The following is a 17,103-nucleotide window of genomic DNA, read 5'->3' as shown; positions in this document are numbered from 1 at the left end:
GACCTTTGTCATGAACCACGCTAGCCAAGCGATACCGCTCGATGAGGAAGCCATCTTCGACGCCATGCCCATGGAAGAAGGGGGCCAGTTCGCCAACCATGCCACGCCCTTGATTCGCAACTGCTGGTATGTCTGCGCACGGCGCGACGAAGTGGGTCGCACCCCCATCTCACGCCGCCTGCTCGATACGGATGTGGTCATGTATCGCACCCGGGACGGCCGCCCGGTGGCCATGCACAACCGCTGTCCGCACCGTGCCTTTCCGCTGGCCAAAGGTCGGCTGGAAGGGGACCGGCTGGTGTGCGGCTATCACGGCATGCAATTCGAACCCGACGGGCTTTGCGCGCACCTGCCCGCGATCTCCCATGTGCCCGCCAATGCCTGCGTGCAAACCTACCCCATCGCCGACCGTGGCCCACTGACCTGGATCTGGATGGGCGATGCCAACCTCGCCGACGAGGCATTGATTCCCGAACTGCCCTGGCTGGCCTCTCCCGAGTGGGGCAACGTGACCGGCGATTTTCATATCAAGGCCGACTATGTCTCGATGCATGAAAACCTCATCGATCAGACCCACTTTCCCTTCCTGCACCCGGGTACGGTGGGAACGCCCGAGTACGCGCGGGCCAGCATGAACGCCACCACCGAGGGCGATCAGGTATTGATTCATCGCCGCCTGGATAACGCGCCACCCCCGGGCATTTACGGCAAGCCGGCCGATATCATGCACAAGAACGTCGACCGCACCTCCGAGGCGCGCTTCCTCTCACCCGCCGTGCATACCGCTCATGCTCAGATCTTCGATAAACATCCAGAGCCTGGAAAACCGTCGGTATACGGCTACTACATCACGCACTGCTTTACCCCGGAGACCAATCACTCCATCCATTACTGGTGGTTCAACTCACGCGACTATTGCATCGACGATACCGGCATCGATGAGTTCATGCGCGATGCGAGTACACAAGCGTATCATGAGGACGTCGAAGCGCTGGAATGGATCATGGACGTCGTCCTGACCGACAACGAAGCCCAACAGTTCGAGTTGAGCTTCGCGCCCGACAAGCCCGGCCTGATGGCCAGGCGTATCATGCATCGCCTGGCCATGGCGTAACGGGGTTGACCTAGAATCAGGTTTCGTCCCTGGTAACGCGTTTCGCGAGCGGCACTGCGCCGGGAGCAGGTCCCCTCAAAGGGTATCCCCTTGCTTCAACCTGCCCCGGTCTCTGGTTTTTGTTCTAGAAGTATAACGATACTACGGTTGTCGCCAATCTGCCGCGATGCGGCGCTAGTCCATCATCGTATCGGGAAGAAACAGCACGATCTCGGGGAAGACGATCAACAGCCCGACGGCCACGATCATTACCAGCCAGAACGGCATGACCCCCACGAAGATGTCGCGTAGAGGCACGTTGGGAGCAACGGACTTGACGATGAATACGTTCACGCCTACCGGCGGGCTGATGAGCCCCATTTCCAGCGTCAACACCACGAGCACGCCGAACCAGATGGGGTCGAAACCCAGCTGGGTGATCACCGGAAAGAAGATCGGCATGGTCAGCACCAGCATGGCGAAGCCTTCCAGAAAGCACCCCAGCACCAGATAGCAGGCCAATATCAAGAGCAGGACGCCATAGGCACCGATATCCAGGGCCATCAGAAAATCGCCCAGGGCCTGAGGAATGTGACTCAAGGCCAGAAAAGGATTGAGCATGTGCGCGGCGATGAGAATCAGCATCACGGTGGCGGTGGTGGTGATCGAGCTTTGCGCCGCACGCCAGAAGGCGGAAAGGGTCAGCTTGCGCATGGCCACGCCGAAGACGATCGCCAGTCCGGCGCCCACGGCGGCCGCTTCGACCGGCGAGAAGATGCCGGTATAGATCCCCCCGATCGTCAACAGGATGATGATCAGGATGGGCGTCGCCCCCAGCAGCCCCTGCTGCTTCTCTCGCCAGGAAGTCCTGGGCCCCGGGGGCGCGAGGACGGGCTTGAGGGTCGCCAGCAACATGATCAGGGCGACGAACAGCAGACACAGCATGAGGCCCGGTAGCACGCCCGCCAGGAACAGGCGGCCGATGGACTGCTGCGTCAGGATGGCGTAGATCACGAAGCCGGTCGAAGGCGGAATGAGGATTCCCAGCGTACCGCCCGCGGCCACCGAGCCGGTCGAGAGCTTGGGGCTATAGTCGTAGCGCTCCATCTCGCTGAGCGAGACACGCCCCATGGTCAATGCCGAGGCCACGGAGGAGCCGCATAGCGCGGCGAACCCCGCACAGCCCACCACCGTGGCCGAGGCCAGGCCACCGCGCACGGAACCGATGAGCGCATAGGCGGCGTCATACAGCTTGCGACTCATTCCCGCCTCGGTGGCGATGTTGCCCATCAGAATGAATAAAGGGATGACGATCAGCTCGGCATTCGAGGCAATGGTGAAGGTTTCGCTGGCCAGCAGGCTCAATGCGGAGTTGAGACTATCGAGCAATGTTATCCCACCGAAGCCCACGATGAAGATTGCAAAGGCCACGGGGATTCGCAGTACCAAAAGCGTCAATAGCACCAGGACGCCCAAGGCACCAACCAACTCGGTACTCATAAATCATCTTCCTTTTCGCGGGGGCGCGCTGTCGGGGGCGGAGGTCGACACTGTCGTGACGATGCGGGCCAGCATGGAAAGTGCCGTCAAGAAGGCAAAAAAGGACAAGATATACTGGAAGGGCGCCTTGGGAATCGCAATGATGTTGGTGCTCAAATTGAGCATTTTCGATATTTCCGCCGCGTCGAGCATCGTGTAGCCGATCGCCGCGAAGATGGCACACCCCAGCGCCCACCCCGCGACATCCAGCCAATGATTCATTCGCCGGGGAAACTTGTCCTCGAATATATCCACGGCGATATTGCCCCCCTGCCTATCGCAAAGAGCCATGCCGCCGAAGACGATGATTACCATGGTCATTTGCGACAGATCCTGCCCCCCTGGCAGAGGGGCGCCGAACAGGCGCCCCGTGACATCGACCAGGGTGACCAGCACCGCGAAGATCAGGGCCAGGGTGCCGATGACACTGGATAGATTCACGAACCTATCCAGCGTACGGATCACCAGTGCGGGAAAGTGACTCATCGGGAATTCACTCCCCACGCATGGCGTTCAGTACGTCCTCGGCACCCTTTTCTGCCAGGCGCTGCTTGCGAAATGCATCGGCGATTTCCTCGAACTTGGCAACTTCCTCATCGCTGAGTTCGATCACCGTATTGTCGGGTTCGGCACGCAATGCTTCCAGCGTCTCATCGGCAAGCGCGTTCCAACCCTGTTCCCCGCTGCGTGACAGTTTCATTCCGCTACTGTCGTCGATAGCCTGCTTAAACTCATCGGAAAGACCATCGTATTTATTCTGGTTCATGGTCAGATAGAACATGATATGGCCCAGCGGTGCGCCCACCGAATAGACGTTGGCCACTTCATCGAGCTTGAAATCGTTGACGGCACTCGCCCCGGTGACAAGACCGTCGATCAGCCCCGTCTGCAAGGCATTGTAAACTTCCCCCGCGGGCATTTGCAGTGGCGTGCCCCCATAGGCGTCGATCAATGCCGCCGCCATTTCGCCCGGAACACGAATCTTGAGTCCCTCCAGGTCCTTCGGGCTGTGGATCTCGTCGTCTTTCATGATGAAAATATTCGGCTCGCTGGTCCAGAGCGCCAATGGCTTGGTTCCGGGAAACTCGCTTTTCAACTGATCTTCATAGGCGTTCCATAGCATTTCGTAGCCGTGCATGCCCTCTGGAATGGCACCGGGCATTTCGACGACCATCGATTTCTTGAATTGCGATGACGTATAACCCGGAATTCCCCAGACAATATCCGAAACGCCCTGCAGTACACGCGGGTATTGTTCCTTGGGCCCAGAGCCCAGCTCTCCGCCCGGGTAGACCCTGATGTCCAGCTCGCCATCCGTTTGTTCCTCGACACCCGACTTGAAGGGGTCAACGATGGAACTATTGACGACATGAGCGGGCGCGACGAAATGGGCGAGCTTCAAGGTTTCCGCGGAACTGGCGCCGGCGCTGGCGGCCAGCGCCACGCCTGCGGTCAGGGTTAACAGGGCACGGCTTTTTAGCGTTTTCATTCCGGCGTCTCCCGATTTTTATTGAACTTTAGTCTTGTTTTATTTCCTTTCGCTACGTTAAAAGCACAAAAGGAATGGTCTGAATGAACCCTACCCGGCTCTCAGTCATCGCAACAAATTCAAATCGCGTGCTTGGGTATACGTTTTTGCTATCCCGCTCACGTACGGGCGAGAGAAGCAGGATCGGCCATGCGCTCTCCGAGCCTCAGCAAGATGTCCTTGAGCACTTTCAGGGCCCGGGTCGGGGAATCGTCGACGCGAGTGGTGATGCCGATCGGGCGGAGCGTGCCCGTAAGCTTGATGGGAAGCAGCGACAACTGGTTGCTTTGAACCTCGAAGAACACCTGGTGTGGCGATACCAGGGTCACGCGGTCGCTATTAAGCAATAGGGTACGAATGGTACTGAGGTTGCCGGACTCCACCGCCACCGAGGGCGGTTCCAGACCGGCGCTGCGAAATTCCTGCTCGAAGCTCACGCGCGCCGGCGTGCCTTGTCGCGGCGCAATCCATTGCGCATCGAGCAGGTCGCGCAGTGTCAGCGAGGCATGCTGCATCAGGGGGTGGCCGCGGCGCACCGCGACGGCGAGTCGGTCGTGGAAGAGGCGCTGCTGATGGGTATCCTCGCTGGTACCCGCCTGGCGAAGCGCGCCGATGAGGATATCGATTTCGCCATTACGGAGCGCTTCGAACAGCGCGGCGTAGGTCCCCTCGATGATCGTCACGCTCAACCCCGGCAATTCACGCAGCAGGGCATCCACGGCATGCGGCACCAGTAGCGAGCTGGAGAGCGGCAAGGTGCCGATCACCAGCCGTCCCCGCACCTCGCCCTGCCAGGCGGAAAGGTCGTCGCTGACCAGGGAAAGCTCGCGCAGGGCCACCTTGGCATGGCGAATCAGCACCGCACCACAGTCCGTGGCCAGCATACCGCGCTGCGTGCGCAGGAAGAGCGACACGCCCAGTAGGCGCTCCAGGTCACGCAGATTGCCGCTGACCGCCGGCTGGGTCAGACCCAGCCGTTGCGCCGCCAAGGGTTCGTTATGCAAATCGGCGACGGCCACAAGGACCGTCAACTGACGGTGCGACAGACGCTGCGTGAGTCGCTCGAAATGGCCCTCGGGCTGCATCCGCGCCAGCGCGGACTCGGCATCGCCGAGCTTGTGCAGGGCGCGCCGAAAGCGATGCAATACGATCTTGCCCGCCGTGGTGCACAACATGCCGTTGCGGTGACGCTCGAACAGCGCCAGGCCGAGCTCTTTCTCCAGGTCGCGTACCGCGCGCGTCACGGCGGGCTGCGACAGGTGCAAGGCCTCGGCTGCGCGTATGACGCTGCCCGCCTCGGCCACCGCGATGACCGCGCGCAAACGTCGCATATTGGGCTCGTAGTCGAACGCCTCGTGATGCAACTCGGTCATGAAAGGCTCCTCGACGTGATCTCATCCCAGCATGCCGCACGTCGCTGCCGCGGGATATGCCATAAAGGGAGCATGGCCATCCGCGCCGCGATGGCATTCGAGGCATAAGCAAAACGCATGTTGGCACCAGTGAAAAACATTATTCGCGCCGCGGACGAGCTGAGAGGATAAAGAAACTGTCTTCAACGCTAGGTTCTGGTCCATGACTGTCGCGTCTTCTTCCCCCACCGGCCTGGTGGTCAGCTCACACTCGGCGGACTTCGTATACACTCGCGTCGCCCTGCGCAGCGCTGCACGGCGAGAGCCGGGAGCCACCCCATGACCTCCACACCGTTGCTGCTGCTCCCGGGCCTGCTGTGCGACGACGCCGTGTGGGCCGACATGCGCGACCGTCTCACCGCCCCCACGCTGCCCACCCCCGATTACGGCATGGCCGACTCCATCGGCGCCATGGCGGATGTCGCCCTGCAAGGCGCCCCCGAGCGCTTCATCGCGGTGGGCCATTCCATGGGCGGTCGCGTCGCCCTCGAGATCCAGCGTCGCGCCCCGCAACGCGTCGCCGGCCTGGCGCTGCTGGATACCGGGTTCCGTGGCCGGGCGGCGGGAGAACCCGGCGAACGCGAGCGCGATAACCGACACGCGCTGCTGGCCAGGGCCCGGCAGGAAGGGATGCGCGCGATGGGCGCGACCTGGCTGCAGGGCATGGTGCCCCCCGAACGGCTCGACGACGAGGCACTCGTCGGAGCGATTCTCGCCATGATCGAGCGCAAGGATCCCGATACCTTCGCCGCCCAGATCGACGCCCTGCTGGCCCGCCCTGACGCCACCGGGCAACTGGCCGGCATCGCCTGTCCGACCCTGCTGCTGTGCGGACGCCAGGATGCCTGGAGCCCGCTGGAACGCCACGAAGAAATGGCGGGGCTGATTCCCGGCAGCCGCCTCGAAATCATCGAGGAAGCCGGCCACATGAGCCCCATGGAGCGTCCCGCCGCCGTCGCCCGAGCGCTCGACGACTGGAGAAACCACGCATGACCGCCTTGCCCCACGAATCCCGGGCCGCCATCGAACAGGCCTGCACCCGACTGGTCCTGGAGGCCGCCGCCGCCACCGACCGTCAGGACTATGCCGGCCTCGTGGCGCTTTTCACGCCCGACGGCCAGCTGTTTCGGCCCACCGCCCCCGAGACCCCGCTCGCGGGGCGCGAGGCGATCCTGGCAAGCTACCGGGCACGGCCGGCACAGCGCATCACGAGGCATTTCTGCAGCAATGTCCGTGTCCAGGTGGAAAGCCCCGAACGCGCGCGGGTCAGCACCTACGTGCAGGTCTTCGCCGCCGATACCCAAAACGCGCCGGACGGCCACTTCGGCTGGCCGCTGGCGGGCCGTACCATGATCGGTGAATTCGACGATCTGTGCGTGCTCGACCAGGGCGCCTGGCGCTTCGCCGAACGCCACGCCCGTTTCGTCATGCATCGCGATGACTGACGCATGTCAGGCGTCACGCCACCGGCAACCGCACAATTAAAGAAGGAAGAACACGTCATGTCGGATGCACAAGACCGCTGGGGCATTCCCGGCACCTATGTCTTCGATCTCGCGCTCTCGCGGCAGGGGTATGCCATCAACAAGATGTGCAACTCGCTCAAGTTCGCCGAGAACCGCGAGGCCTTCAAGGCCGACGAGGAAGCCTACAAGGAGCGCTACGGGTTGTCGGAAGAACAGAAGCAGGCCATTCGTGAACGCGACTGGCTACGCCTGACCCAGCTCGGCGGCAACCTGTTCTTCTTCCTCAAGCTCGGCGCCACCCTGGGCTACGGACTCTACACCATCGGCGCGCAGATGCGCGGCGAGAGCTACGAGCAGTTCATGTCCACCCGCAACGTGCCAGGAGCAACCTGATGGGCAAGATCGTCGCCGGTATCGGCTCCTCCCATGTGCCCTCGATCGGGCGCGCCTACGACCAGCACAAGCAGGCCGACCCCGCCTGGCAGCCCCTCTTCGACGGCTACGCGCCCGTCAAGCGCTGGCTGGCCGAGGAGGTCAAGGCCGATGTGGTCATCCTCGTCTACAACGACCATGGCACCGAATTCTTCCTCGATTGCTATCCCACCTTCGCGCTGGGCGTCGCCGACAGCTACGCCGTGGCCGACGAAGGCTACGGCAAACGCCCCTTGCCGGACTTCCCCGGCGACGCGGCGTTCTCCGAACATCTCGCCAACCACCTGGTCGCCGATGAGTTCGACCTGACCCTGTGCCAGGAAATGGCGCTGGACCACGGCTTTCTCACCGCCATGCCCCTGCTCTGGGAGCACGACGACACGGCCTGGCCGGTCAAGGTCGTGCCGCTGCTGGTCAACGTCATCCAGCATCCCCTGCCCACCGGCCAGCGCTGTTACAAGCTGGGCGAGGCCATTCGCCGCGCCGTCGAAGCCTACCCCGAGGATATCCGGGTCGCCGTGGTCGGCACCGGCGGTCTCTCGCACCAGCTCAACGGCGAGCGTTTCGGGCATGTCAACGAAGAGTGGGACAAGCAGTGGCTGCAACGCATCCAGGACGCGCCCCGCGAGCTCGCCGCACTGTCGCACAAGGAGGTCATGACGGAGGCCGGCGCCGAGGGCGGCGAAGTCATCATGTGGTTCGTGATGCGCGGAGCCATGACCGAGCGCGTCGAGGAAGTGCACCGCTTCTACTACGCCCCGATGACCACCGGTATCGGGCTGCTCGCGCTCAACAACAGCGACTGACCGTCACTTTCGAGCCAGACGCGGTTCTGCGAGGCGCTAGCGTTCGGTCGCCACCTCGCGCAGCGCCTCGCAGAACGCCTCGACCGCGAGCTTGGGCTGCATGCTGGCGTTCAGGCACACCCCGACAGAACCGCCCTGACGTTCCAGCCCCACGTCCAGCAGCACCAGCCGTCCCGCCGCCAGGTCTTCGTCGACCGCCTCGCGGGGGGCGATCCACAATGCCTCGCCATCCAGCACATAGCGCCGGCTGATCGCCAGCGACAGGGTCTCCACCATCCTCACGGGCACGCGCAAGCCGTGCTGGACACAAAAGCTGTCGACCTGCTGACGCAGGGTGGTCTGCGGCGGCGGCAGGATCCAGGGATAGTCCACGAGACGCGCCAGCGCGGGCGTACTGCCGGCCAGCGGGTGGCCCCTGCGCACCGCTACCACCAGCGGTTCGTAGTAGAGGTGCTCGAAGGCCAGATCGCCGATCTCGCGGGCGGCGGTCATGCGCCCCACCACCAGGTCGAGTTCGCCGCCGCGCAGCCGCGACAACAGATAAGCGCTGGGTCCCGAATCGACCCGCACGCCGATGTCGTCGAAGCGCGCATGCAGTCGCTCGATGGCCAGCGGCACCAGGCGGCTCTCGACGGTCGACAGGGCGCCGACACGCACCCAGCGCTCACGCCCCGAATCCTCGCCGATCGCCGTGAGCCCCGCGTCGAGCGTGCGCAGCGCCGGCCCGGCATGGCGCAGCAGGGTCAGCCCGGCCTGGTTGAGCGACGCACCCTGCGGGCTGCGATCGAACAGCGTCGTGCCCAGGTTGTCCTCGAGCTCGCGGATCGCCTTGGACAACGCCGGCTGGGTGATCGCCAGGCTCTCGGCGGCGCGCACGAAGCTGCGCCGCTTGGCGAGTTCGAGAAAGGCCTGCAGGTGGCGCAGCTTGATTCGCGGGTTGAGCATGACGCGAGCGGGTCCTGTTGGCACGAAGCCACGAATGTAACCCAGCGGCGGGGCCGGGTCAGCCTTCATGGCACCTCACGTCGAAGCCGGCCGGGCGTCCTCGACCGTGGCGACCGCCGCCGATCAATCAATCAGGCCGACGAAGCCATCAGCGCTGGCAGGTCGTGTTCCGCAGCTCGAGCGCGGCCTGGTAGACCTTCTCGGCATCGGCAAGGCCGCGCTCCTCCAGCCGCTCGAGGTAGCGCTCGGTACCGCGTTTCAAGGGACCGGACCACTGCGGATCGTTCAGGGGATCCTCCACGCTGTGGATGGTATCGCCCTGCTCGCGCGCCTGCTGCTTGCCCTCGGCATCGAGACGATAGAACACCTCGCCGGCCGTCTTGGCCCAGCGCATGCCGCTGTTGGCGTCGATCGCCTGCCTTGCCCTGGGCGGCAACGCCTCGTAGGTGTCTCGATTCATGGTCGCCATCAAGGCGCCCGTGTAGTAGGGAATGTCCAGGTGATAGCTGGCCAGCTCATTGACCTGGAAGACCTTCATGGCCTCCCAGGGCAGGCTCAGGCCATCGATCACGCCGCGCTGCAGCGCGGTGTAGATATCCGGTGCCGGCATGCCCACCGGGTCCGCGCCCATGCTTTCCAGCATGTCGCTGGACACTTCGCTGGGTGTGCGCATGCGCAGCCCTTCGAGATCCGCCGGCGTTTGCACCTCGGTGTCGCGCGTGTGCAGCGGGGCCGGCCCGGTGGTGAACAGAAACAGCAGATGGGAGTCGGCGTATTCGTCCCCGAGCGCGCCTTCATCGTAAAGCGACTGCAGGATGCAGGCGCCTTGCGGCGCACTCGCCGACACGCCCGGCAACTGCACGATCTCGGTGAGCGGGAAGCGTCCCGCCGTGTAGCCCTGCAGCGTGACGGTGATATCGGCGACGCCGTTGACGACCCCCTCGTAGGCGCTGCTGGCCTTGCTCAGCGTCTGCGAGGGATAGATCTCCACCTCGAGCTCGCCGGACGCGTCCTTTTCGACCTGCTCCGCCCAGGCCTCGATGAGATCCTGATTGACGGCGGACTGCGCCGGCCACAGATGGCCCAGACGCAGCGTGGTGTCGGCATGGACGCCCGTGGCGACGGTGAGACCGAGCCCCAGAAGGCAGGATGAGATGGCGTGCTTCATGGTGAGCCCTCGTTGTCATTGTTGGGTATTCACTGGCATGGCGTGCGCCGAGCGTCCCGAACTCACGGTTCGATGGTCGTCGTCGGCACTTCGATCACAAGGGGTTTGTCGTCCTTGAGGGCGTCTTCCAGGGCCGCCTCGAAATCCCGGCGCGACGACGTGCGCACGGCCGCGACGCCATACCCTTCGGCCAGGGCGCAGAAATCGAGCCCGGGCACATCGATCCCGGGCGCGTCCTCCGCATCCAGCAGGCGGGAGAACCAGCGTAGCGCGCCGTAGGTGCCGTTCTTGAGAATCACGAAGACCACCGGAATGCGATATTGCGCGGCGCTCCACAGCGCGGTGATGGCGTAATTGGCCGAGCCATCGCCGATCACCCCGATCACGCGCCGCTCGGGACGCGCCAGCTGCACGCCGACGGCCGCCGGCAGGCCGAAGCCCAGCCCGCCGGCGGCGGGAAAGAAGTAACTGCCCGGATGACGCATCTCCACACGCTCCCAGAACGCCGTGACCGTCGAGGTGGACTCCTTGACGTAGATCGCGTCTTCCGGGGCCACCGCGTTCATGACGTCGAACACCGTCTCCGGCGTCAGCATCCCCTCGGGGTCGGCCTGCGGCTCGGGGGCGGCTTGCGGCTCGGGGCGTGTCCGGTCGCTCTGCGAAAGACGCGGCAACAGGGCCTCGAGGATGGCGTGAATATCGCCCACCAGGGCATCGCCCATGGGCGCCCGCGCGGCTTCCTGCATGTCGCAGGTGAGGTGCACCAGTGCGGCCCCATCGGGCAGGTAACGGCCCGGCGCGTATTGGTGATAGCGAAACACCGGCGCGCCGATGACCACGATGAGGTCATGACCGTCGAGCCGGTCAGAAATCCCCCGGATCGCCGCCGGCAGCACACCACGGAAGCAGGCATGACGCGTCGGAAAGGGGCAGCGCGAAGCCGAGGGCGCCACCCAGGCCGGCACATTCAACCGCTCGGCCAGGGCTACCGCCTGGGCATTGGCGCCGTAGGCATCGACATCCGGCCCCAGCACCAGCACCGGGTTGCGGGCCGCGTTCAGGCGCTCGGCGAGCGCCTCGACCTGGGCCTCGGCGGGTTGTGCGGCGCTCGCCACCTGGCGTGCGCCGAGCAGCGCGGTATCGTCGTCGACCGCATGCCCCCAGTCGTCGTGGGGGATAGACACGTAGACCGGCCCGCGCGCCGGCAGCCGCGCGGTATGAATCGCCTGGCTCAGGGCTCGTGGCACGTCCTCGGGGCAGGCAGGCTCATAGCTCCACTTGACCAGTGGTCTGGGCAGTTGCGGCGCATCGACATTGGCCAGCATCGACTCCACGCCGATCATCGAGCGGGCCTGCTGCCCCGCGGTCAGCACCAGCGGCGAATGCGAGTACCAGGCGTTGGTCAGCGCGCCCATGGCATTGCCGGAGCCGGCGGCGGCATGCAGGTTGACCAGCGCCGGCGAACCGCTGGCCAGCGCGAAGCCATCCGCCATGCCGACCACAACCCCCTCGTGAAGGCCAAGGATGTAACGGAAATCGGCGGGAAAATTCTTGAGAAAAGGCAACTCGTTGGAACCGGGATTGCCGAAAACGGTCGTCATCCCCTGGCGGCGCAACAAGTCATAAGTCGCGGAGTGAACGGTTGGCATAACCACCTCGAAACGTCGTGTCATTGAACGATAGTTTCCTTGCCAACATCACTCAAATCATTATTCTTTCTAAACAAGATAAACAGGACTTATTCGAATGCGCCCTATAGACCTTAATCTCATACGGACATTCGTGACGCTTTATGAATCGGGAAGTGTCACTCTCGCGGCTCACAAGCTCAATGTGACACAACCCTCGGTCAGCTATTCCCTTTCCCGCCTGCGCGAGCTTTTCAACGACCCCCTCTTTTCGAGAACGCGCGACGGCATGGTCCCGACCTTTTGCGCCATGCGCCTTTATACTTCGCTCCGCCAGGCATTGACGCAGATCGAGCACACCCTCAGTGACAATCAACACTTCGACCCCGGCCAGTCGCAACGACGCTTTCGCCTCGCCTTGACCGACCTGGGAGAAACCACGCTCCTGCCCCCTATCCTGCGACGCATGCACGAGCTTGCACCCCGGGTGGAGCTGGAAGTCGTCCCGCTGGAGATAGAAAAAGTCACGGCATGGCTCGACAGTAAAAGCGTCGATGCCATCGTATGCAGCCGTGACATTCGAGCACCCGACCTGGGGAGGCGGGCCATCATCAAGGAGCGCTATGTCGGCTTGCTGAGCCGGCGACATCCGCGCATCGGGGATACATTGAGCATGGAAGAATTCAGCCGCGAGGACCATGCCCAGGTCTCGCCCACCTCGGGTCATGGACTGGTCGAGGATGTCTTGCGGGAGCGTAATATCAGGCGCAAGGTCAGCGTCGTGGTGCCCCACTTTTCCGCCTTGCCTCGGATCCTGGAAGGTTCAGCGCTGCTGGCGATACTGCCGGAGCAGATCGCAGGCCTTTTCACCCAGCAGGCGGACCTCAAGCAGGTGGAATTACCCTTCGAGGTGCCCCCGGTCGAGGTCGCGCTCTACTGGTCACGCCAGGCCGACGATTCGTCGGCGCAGGAGTGGTTTCGCCATACCGTCATTGACGCCATCGACCATCCCCACGCTCGGCAAGGCCCGCCGGAAACACGCTAGCGGGCCACGCCAAGGCGATCAGGCGTCGCAGGACGCCTTGAGAGTCATGACACTATCGTATGTCTGTTCCCCGGGCAGTCCATCCTGCTGCAAACCGCTGACATAACGATCGATGGTGTCCTTGAGCACGGGCCCCCAGTCGGCATCTTCGAGCGGATTCTCGACGGTGATGATTTCATCACCCGCATCGAGCGCTTCCTGACGTCCTTCCTCGATCAATTCGTCGTAGACGCTGGCGGCCTTCATCGACCATTCCATGCCGCTGTGGTCATCGATGACTTTCTTGAGATCGTCCGGCAGGCTGGCGTAGTCGTCCTGGTTCATCGTCGCGATCAGTGCCAGATCGTACAGCGGCACCTCGGTGTGATAGTTGACGAGCTCGTTGACCCGGAACGTCTTGGCGCCTTCCCAGTTGATACTCAAGCCATCCATGACGCCGCGTTGCAGCGACGTGTAGATGTCGGGGGCGGGCATGCCCACGGGCTGCGCGCCGAGATCCGCCATCATGTCGCCGACCAGCGAAGTCGGCCGACGCAGGCGCATGCCTTCCAGGTCACCGGGTTTCTCGAGGCGCTTGTCCTTGGCATGCAGATAACCCGGCCCGGTCGTGAACAGGAAAAGCACATGCGTGTCCGAGTACTCCCGGTCGAGGTCGCCCTGATCGTAGAGTTTCTGCAGCACGCAGGAACCTTGCCGACTGCTGTTGGAAACACCGGGCACCTCGACGACCTGCGTCAGGGGGAAACGCCCCGAGTTGTAGCCCTGCGCCGTGGCGCCGATATCGGCAATGCCGTTCACCACCGCTTCGTAGGTGGCATCCGACTTGGCCAGCGTCTGGCCGGGGAATACCTGTACCTCCAGGCGGCCCTCCGAGGCTTCCTCCACGCTGTCGGCCCAGGCCTGGAAGATCTCCTTGTCGATCTTGGAGCCTCCTGGCCAGACATGCGCCAGGCGCAGGGTTTCCGCCTGTGCCAAGCTGGGCAAAAGGGCCAATCCGAGGGTCAGACCGGCGGCATGATAGATTGTTTTCATTGTTGATACCTCATCGTTTCTTGATTGCTGGCGTGTGGATTTGTCGATTCAGCGAGTCGGTTTCCTGCTGGAATCAAATCAGAAACAGGCTGAGCACGGGGAAAGCGATCAATAGCGCCAGGCGCACGAAATCGGCGACGATAAAGGGCGCGACCCCCTTGAATATTTCACCCAATCCCACATGCGGGGCCATGGCCTTGATGACGAAGACGTTCATCCCCACCGGTGGCGTGATCAGGCCCAGCTCGACGGTCAGTACCGTCACGATACCGAACCACACCGGATCGATGCCCACGCTCTGGATGATCGGAAACACCACCGGCACGGTAATCACCAGCATGGCGATGGAGTCCATGAACATGCCGAGCACGAAATACAGCAGCAGGATGCACAGCAGCACGACGATCGGAGTGAGATCCAGGCTGAACAGGAAGTCGCTGATGGTGAAGGAGATCCGCGACACCGAGATGAAGTAGCCCAGCGTCTCGGCACCGACCAGCATGAAGAACACCACCGCCGACAAGGCCAGGGTCTCCTGTACCGACTGCCACAATCCCCTGGCCCGCATGCCCTTGACCACGGCATACAGCAAGGTGGCGAAGGCCCCGACGCTCGCCCCCTCGGTGGGCGTGAAGGCGCCGTAATAGATCCCCAGGATGAGCAGCAGAAAGACCCCGAAGAAGGGCACCAGGCCCACCAGGGACCTGACCTTCTCTCCCCAGGAGGTGGATTCGCCGGCCACGGCCAACGAGGGATTGAGCCGCATCACCACCGTGATCGCCAGGGAATAGAACAGCAGCCCCATCAGCCCGGGAATGAGCCCCGCCATGAACATGTCGCCCACCGATTGCTCGGTGAGAATGGCGTAGATCAAAAGCGCGATGCTCGGCGGAATCATGATGCCCAACGTGCCGCCGGCGGCCAGCGCGCCCGTGGCAAGACCGCGGTTGTAGCCGTAACGCTCCATCTCCGGCAGCGCGACGCGGGTCATGGTGCTCGCGGTAGCCAGAGAGGAACCGGAAATCGCCGAGAAGATGCCGCAAGAACCGATCGCCGCGATGGCCAGGCCGCCTTTCCAGCCGCCACAGATAACGCGGGTGGAATTGAACAGCTTGCCCGCCATTCCCGAGTGCGCGGCCAGCACGCCCATGAGGATGAACATGGGCACCGCGCTGAAGCTGTAGTTCGACAGCACCTCCACGGGCACGGATTTGACCATCGACAGGGCCGCGCCGATGTTGATGACCTGCGCAAAGCCCACCACGCCGACGATGAGCATCGTCAGCGCCACCGGCACGCGCAGCATCATCAGCACCAGCAGCAAGGCCAGGCCGATGCCGCCGATCATTTCACTCCCCATGAGCGGTTTCCTCCTCTTGACCGAAGACACCGCTCAGCAGCACATGCAGCAGGCTGCGCAAGCTGAGCAACGCACTCAGGAAGGCGGCAAAAAGATAGATGGGTCCCATGGAAATGCGCAGGTCCTGCGTGACCTCACCATGCTCGAGCGCGCTCATGCCCGAATCGATCAGTCCCGTGCAGAGAATGAACCCCATCACGGCGAACCCGATCAGATAAAAGCCATGCAGACGCGTCTTGAGCGCCTCGTTCATGCGATGGGTCAGCGCCTCGACCACCACCTGGCTCTTCTCGACGCTCGCGGCCATGGCTGCGAGCAGGGAGAACAGCAACAGATAGCTGACCAGTTCCACGCTGCCGGAGACGCTCAGCGAGATCGCGCCCTCGGTCAGCCGGCTCAGATAGCGCAACCCCACATCGAGGATGGTGACCGACAACAATGCCAGCAGCGCCACGCCGGCTATGAGTCTGCACAGGGAACCCAGCCAGTGGCTGAGCCGAGTGAGCCCTTGCTGCATACCGTTCTCTCCTAGACCTTATTCGGCTGAGCAGGCTTGACGCGCTTCCAGCGCGGCGTGATAGACATCACGCGCCTGGTCGAGGCCGCGGGACTCGAGGTCGGCAAGGTAGTTCTCGATCCCCGCCTCGAGCGGCTTCTGCCATGCGGAATCCTCCAGCGGGTTGTCGATGACCCGGATGGTGTGCCCCGCCTCTACGGCCTCCTGCTTGCCGGCCGCATCGATCGAAGCGAAGACCTCGCCCGCGTTGTCGGCCCACTTCATGCCCGAGTTCTCGTCGATGGCTTCTTGCTGCTCGGCAGAGAGACTGTCGTAGGTGCGCTGGCTCATGGTGGCCACGAAGATCAGCGTGTAGAACGGCACTTGGGTGTGGTATTCGGCCAGCTCGTTGAGCCGGAACGTCTTCATGCCCTCCCAGGGGAAGCTCAGCCCGTCGATCACGCCGCGCTGCATCGAGGTGTAGATCTCCGGGGCGGGCATGCCCACCGGCTGTGCCCCCATGTTCTCGAGGATGTCGCCGGCGACCGCGGTGGGCCGACGGATGCGCAGCCCCTCGAGGTCACTGGGCTTCTGCACGTCGGTCTCCTGGGTGTGGATATAGCCAGGTCCCGTGGTGAACATGAACAGCACATGCGTATCGTCGTACTCGCCGGCGATCTGGCCATCGTCGTAGAGCGTCTGCAGGACGCAGGCGCCTTGAGGGGCCGACTCGGCAACGCCCGGCAGCTCGACGATCTGGCTCAGCGGAAAGCGACCGTTGGTGTAGCCCTGAGCGGTAATCCCGATGTCGGCGATGCCGTTGACCGCGGCGTCGTAAGTCTCGTCGGCCTGGCTCAAGGTCTGGGAGGGATAGTTCTCGATCTCGAGCTCGCCATTGGCGTCCTTCTCCACCTGCTCGGCCCAGGCCTCGAAGATCTGCTTGTTGATGGCGGAGGCACCCGGCCAGAAATGCGACATGCGCAGCGTCGTTTCCGCCTGGGCGGTGGAGACGGCGGCAGCCGTCAGGGAAAGGGCGAGCATGCAGGTTAGCGTACGGTTCATGGCGTTGATTCCTCTTGTTATCGAAAAAGACCTGGCTGGGTTCACGGTTGTACCACCGCTTTTCGGCGATGGCGGTCGCACGGAATTCGCT

At 63.3% G+C, this 17,103-nt stretch carries 17 protein-coding genes; 6 read left to right on the top strand and 11 right to left on the bottom strand.

All coding sequences use genetic code 11. The features are described 5' to 3' along the window. Window positions 1–10 precede the first annotated feature (10 nt). The gene (locus tag HR9077_RS17470) at window positions 11–1,114 is read left to right on the top strand and encodes a Rieske 2Fe-2S domain-containing protein (protein ID WP_136068582.1); all 1,104 of its coding nucleotides are present in this window, start codon (window positions 11–13) and stop codon (window positions 1,112–1,114) included. Between the two features lie 174 nt (window positions 1,115–1,288). Here HR9077_RS17470 and HR9077_RS17465 read toward each other — a convergent pair whose 3' ends face one another. The 4 genes from HR9077_RS17465 to HR9077_RS17450 form a co-directional block, all read right to left on the bottom strand. After that, complete coding sequence (locus HR9077_RS17465; RefSeq protein WP_136068581.1) at window positions 1,289–2,593, bottom strand: TRAP transporter large permease; 1,305 nt, start codon at window positions 2,591–2,593, stop codon at window positions 1,289–1,291. A gap of 3 nt (window positions 2,594–2,596) precedes the next feature. After that, window positions 2,597–3,118: a TRAP transporter small permease gene (locus HR9077_RS17460; protein WP_136068580.1), complete on the bottom strand. Its 522-nt coding sequence runs from the start codon at window positions 3,116–3,118 to the stop codon at window positions 2,597–2,599. Between the two features lie 7 nt (window positions 3,119–3,125). Next, window positions 3,126–4,121 (bottom strand): TRAP transporter substrate-binding protein, encoded by a 996-nt coding sequence (locus HR9077_RS17455; RefSeq protein ID WP_136068579.1) that lies wholly within the window; start codon window positions 4,119–4,121, stop codon window positions 3,126–3,128. A 158-nt stretch (window positions 4,122–4,279) separates the two neighbouring features. Further along, window positions 4,280–5,533: a LysR family transcriptional regulator gene (locus HR9077_RS17450; RefSeq protein WP_136068578.1), complete on the bottom strand. Its 1,254-nt coding sequence runs from the start codon at window positions 5,531–5,533 to the stop codon at window positions 4,280–4,282. A 318-nt stretch (window positions 5,534–5,851) separates the two neighbouring features. Here HR9077_RS17450 and HR9077_RS17445 point away from each other — a divergent pair, with 318 nt between their 5' ends. From HR9077_RS17445 to HR9077_RS17430, 4 genes are read left to right on the top strand one after another with little or no spacing between them, the layout of a single operon-like run. After that, complete coding sequence (locus HR9077_RS17445) at window positions 5,852–6,565, top strand: alpha/beta fold hydrolase (protein WP_136068577.1); 714 nt, start codon at window positions 5,852–5,854, stop codon at window positions 6,563–6,565. After that, complete coding sequence (locus HR9077_RS17440; RefSeq protein ID WP_136068576.1) at window positions 6,562–7,017, top strand: nuclear transport factor 2 family protein; 456 nt, start codon at window positions 6,562–6,564, stop codon at window positions 7,015–7,017. The genes HR9077_RS17445 and HR9077_RS17440 overlap by 4 nt, the downstream gene beginning before the upstream one ends. 57 nt (window positions 7,018–7,074) lie before the next feature. Beyond that, window positions 7,075–7,431, top strand: coding sequence for a protocatechuate 3,4-dioxygenase (locus HR9077_RS17435; protein ID WP_136068575.1), 357 nt, complete (start codon window positions 7,075–7,077; stop codon window positions 7,429–7,431). Further along, the gene (locus HR9077_RS17430; RefSeq protein ID WP_136068574.1) at window positions 7,431–8,276 is read left to right on the top strand and encodes a class III extradiol dioxygenase family protein; all 846 of its coding nucleotides are present in this window, start codon (window positions 7,431–7,433) and stop codon (window positions 8,274–8,276) included. Before HR9077_RS17435 ends, HR9077_RS17430 begins: the two co-directional genes overlap by 1 nt. Before the next feature lie 36 nt (window positions 8,277–8,312). On the opposite strand, the gene pcaQ is transcribed toward HR9077_RS17430, so the two are convergent. The 3 genes from pcaQ to mdlC form a co-directional block, all read right to left on the bottom strand. Next, complete coding sequence (gene pcaQ / locus HR9077_RS17425) at window positions 8,313–9,221, bottom strand: pca operon transcription factor PcaQ (protein WP_136068573.1); 909 nt, start codon at window positions 9,219–9,221, stop codon at window positions 8,313–8,315. Window positions 9,222–9,369: 148 nt separating this feature from the next. Next, complete coding sequence (locus HR9077_RS17420) at window positions 9,370–10,389, bottom strand: TRAP transporter substrate-binding protein (protein ID WP_136068572.1); 1,020 nt, start codon at window positions 10,387–10,389, stop codon at window positions 9,370–9,372. Window positions 10,390–10,451: 62 nt separating this feature from the next. Next, the gene (mdlC, locus tag HR9077_RS17415) at window positions 10,452–12,062 is read right to left on the bottom strand and encodes a benzoylformate decarboxylase (RefSeq protein ID WP_244613336.1); all 1,611 of its coding nucleotides are present in this window, start codon (window positions 12,060–12,062) and stop codon (window positions 10,452–10,454) included. A 73-nt stretch (window positions 12,063–12,135) separates the two neighbouring features. On the opposite strand from mdlC, the gene HR9077_RS17410 reads away from it, so the two are divergent. Next, window positions 12,136–13,062, top strand: coding sequence for a LysR family transcriptional regulator (locus tag HR9077_RS17410; RefSeq protein ID WP_136068570.1), 927 nt, complete (start codon window positions 12,136–12,138; stop codon window positions 13,060–13,062). An 18-nt stretch (window positions 13,063–13,080) separates the two neighbouring features. Here the strand turns inward: HR9077_RS17410 and HR9077_RS17405 are convergent, their stop codons facing one another. The 4 genes from HR9077_RS17405 to HR9077_RS17390 all read right to left on the bottom strand — a co-directional run bounded on the left by HR9077_RS17405 (window position 13,081) and on the right by HR9077_RS17390 (window position 17,012). Next, entirely contained in the window at window positions 13,081–14,094 is a 1,014-nt protein-coding gene (locus HR9077_RS17405; RefSeq protein WP_136068568.1) for a TRAP transporter substrate-binding protein, read from the bottom strand. 73 nt (window positions 14,095–14,167) lie between these two features. Continuing rightward, complete coding sequence (locus HR9077_RS17400) at window positions 14,168–15,454, bottom strand: TRAP transporter large permease (RefSeq protein ID WP_136068566.1); 1,287 nt, start codon at window positions 15,452–15,454, stop codon at window positions 14,168–14,170. Continuing rightward, a complete protein-coding gene (locus tag HR9077_RS17395) occupies window positions 15,444–15,971 on the bottom strand; it encodes a TRAP transporter small permease (RefSeq protein ID WP_136068564.1) in 528 nt (175 codons plus the stop codon). The genes HR9077_RS17400 and HR9077_RS17395 overlap by 11 nt, the downstream gene beginning before the upstream one ends. Before the next feature lie 18 nt (window positions 15,972–15,989). Further along, the gene (locus HR9077_RS17390; RefSeq protein ID WP_136068562.1) at window positions 15,990–17,012 is read right to left on the bottom strand and encodes a TRAP transporter substrate-binding protein; all 1,023 of its coding nucleotides are present in this window, start codon (window positions 17,010–17,012) and stop codon (window positions 15,990–15,992) included. Window positions 17,013–17,103 lie beyond the last annotated feature (91 nt).

It is taken from the genome of Modicisalibacter radicis, from assembly GCF_900961225.1.
Taxonomy (GTDB): Bacteria; Pseudomonadota; Gammaproteobacteria; order Pseudomonadales; family Halomonadaceae; genus Modicisalibacter.
This window is presented reverse-complemented; position numbering and strand designations above follow the sequence as displayed.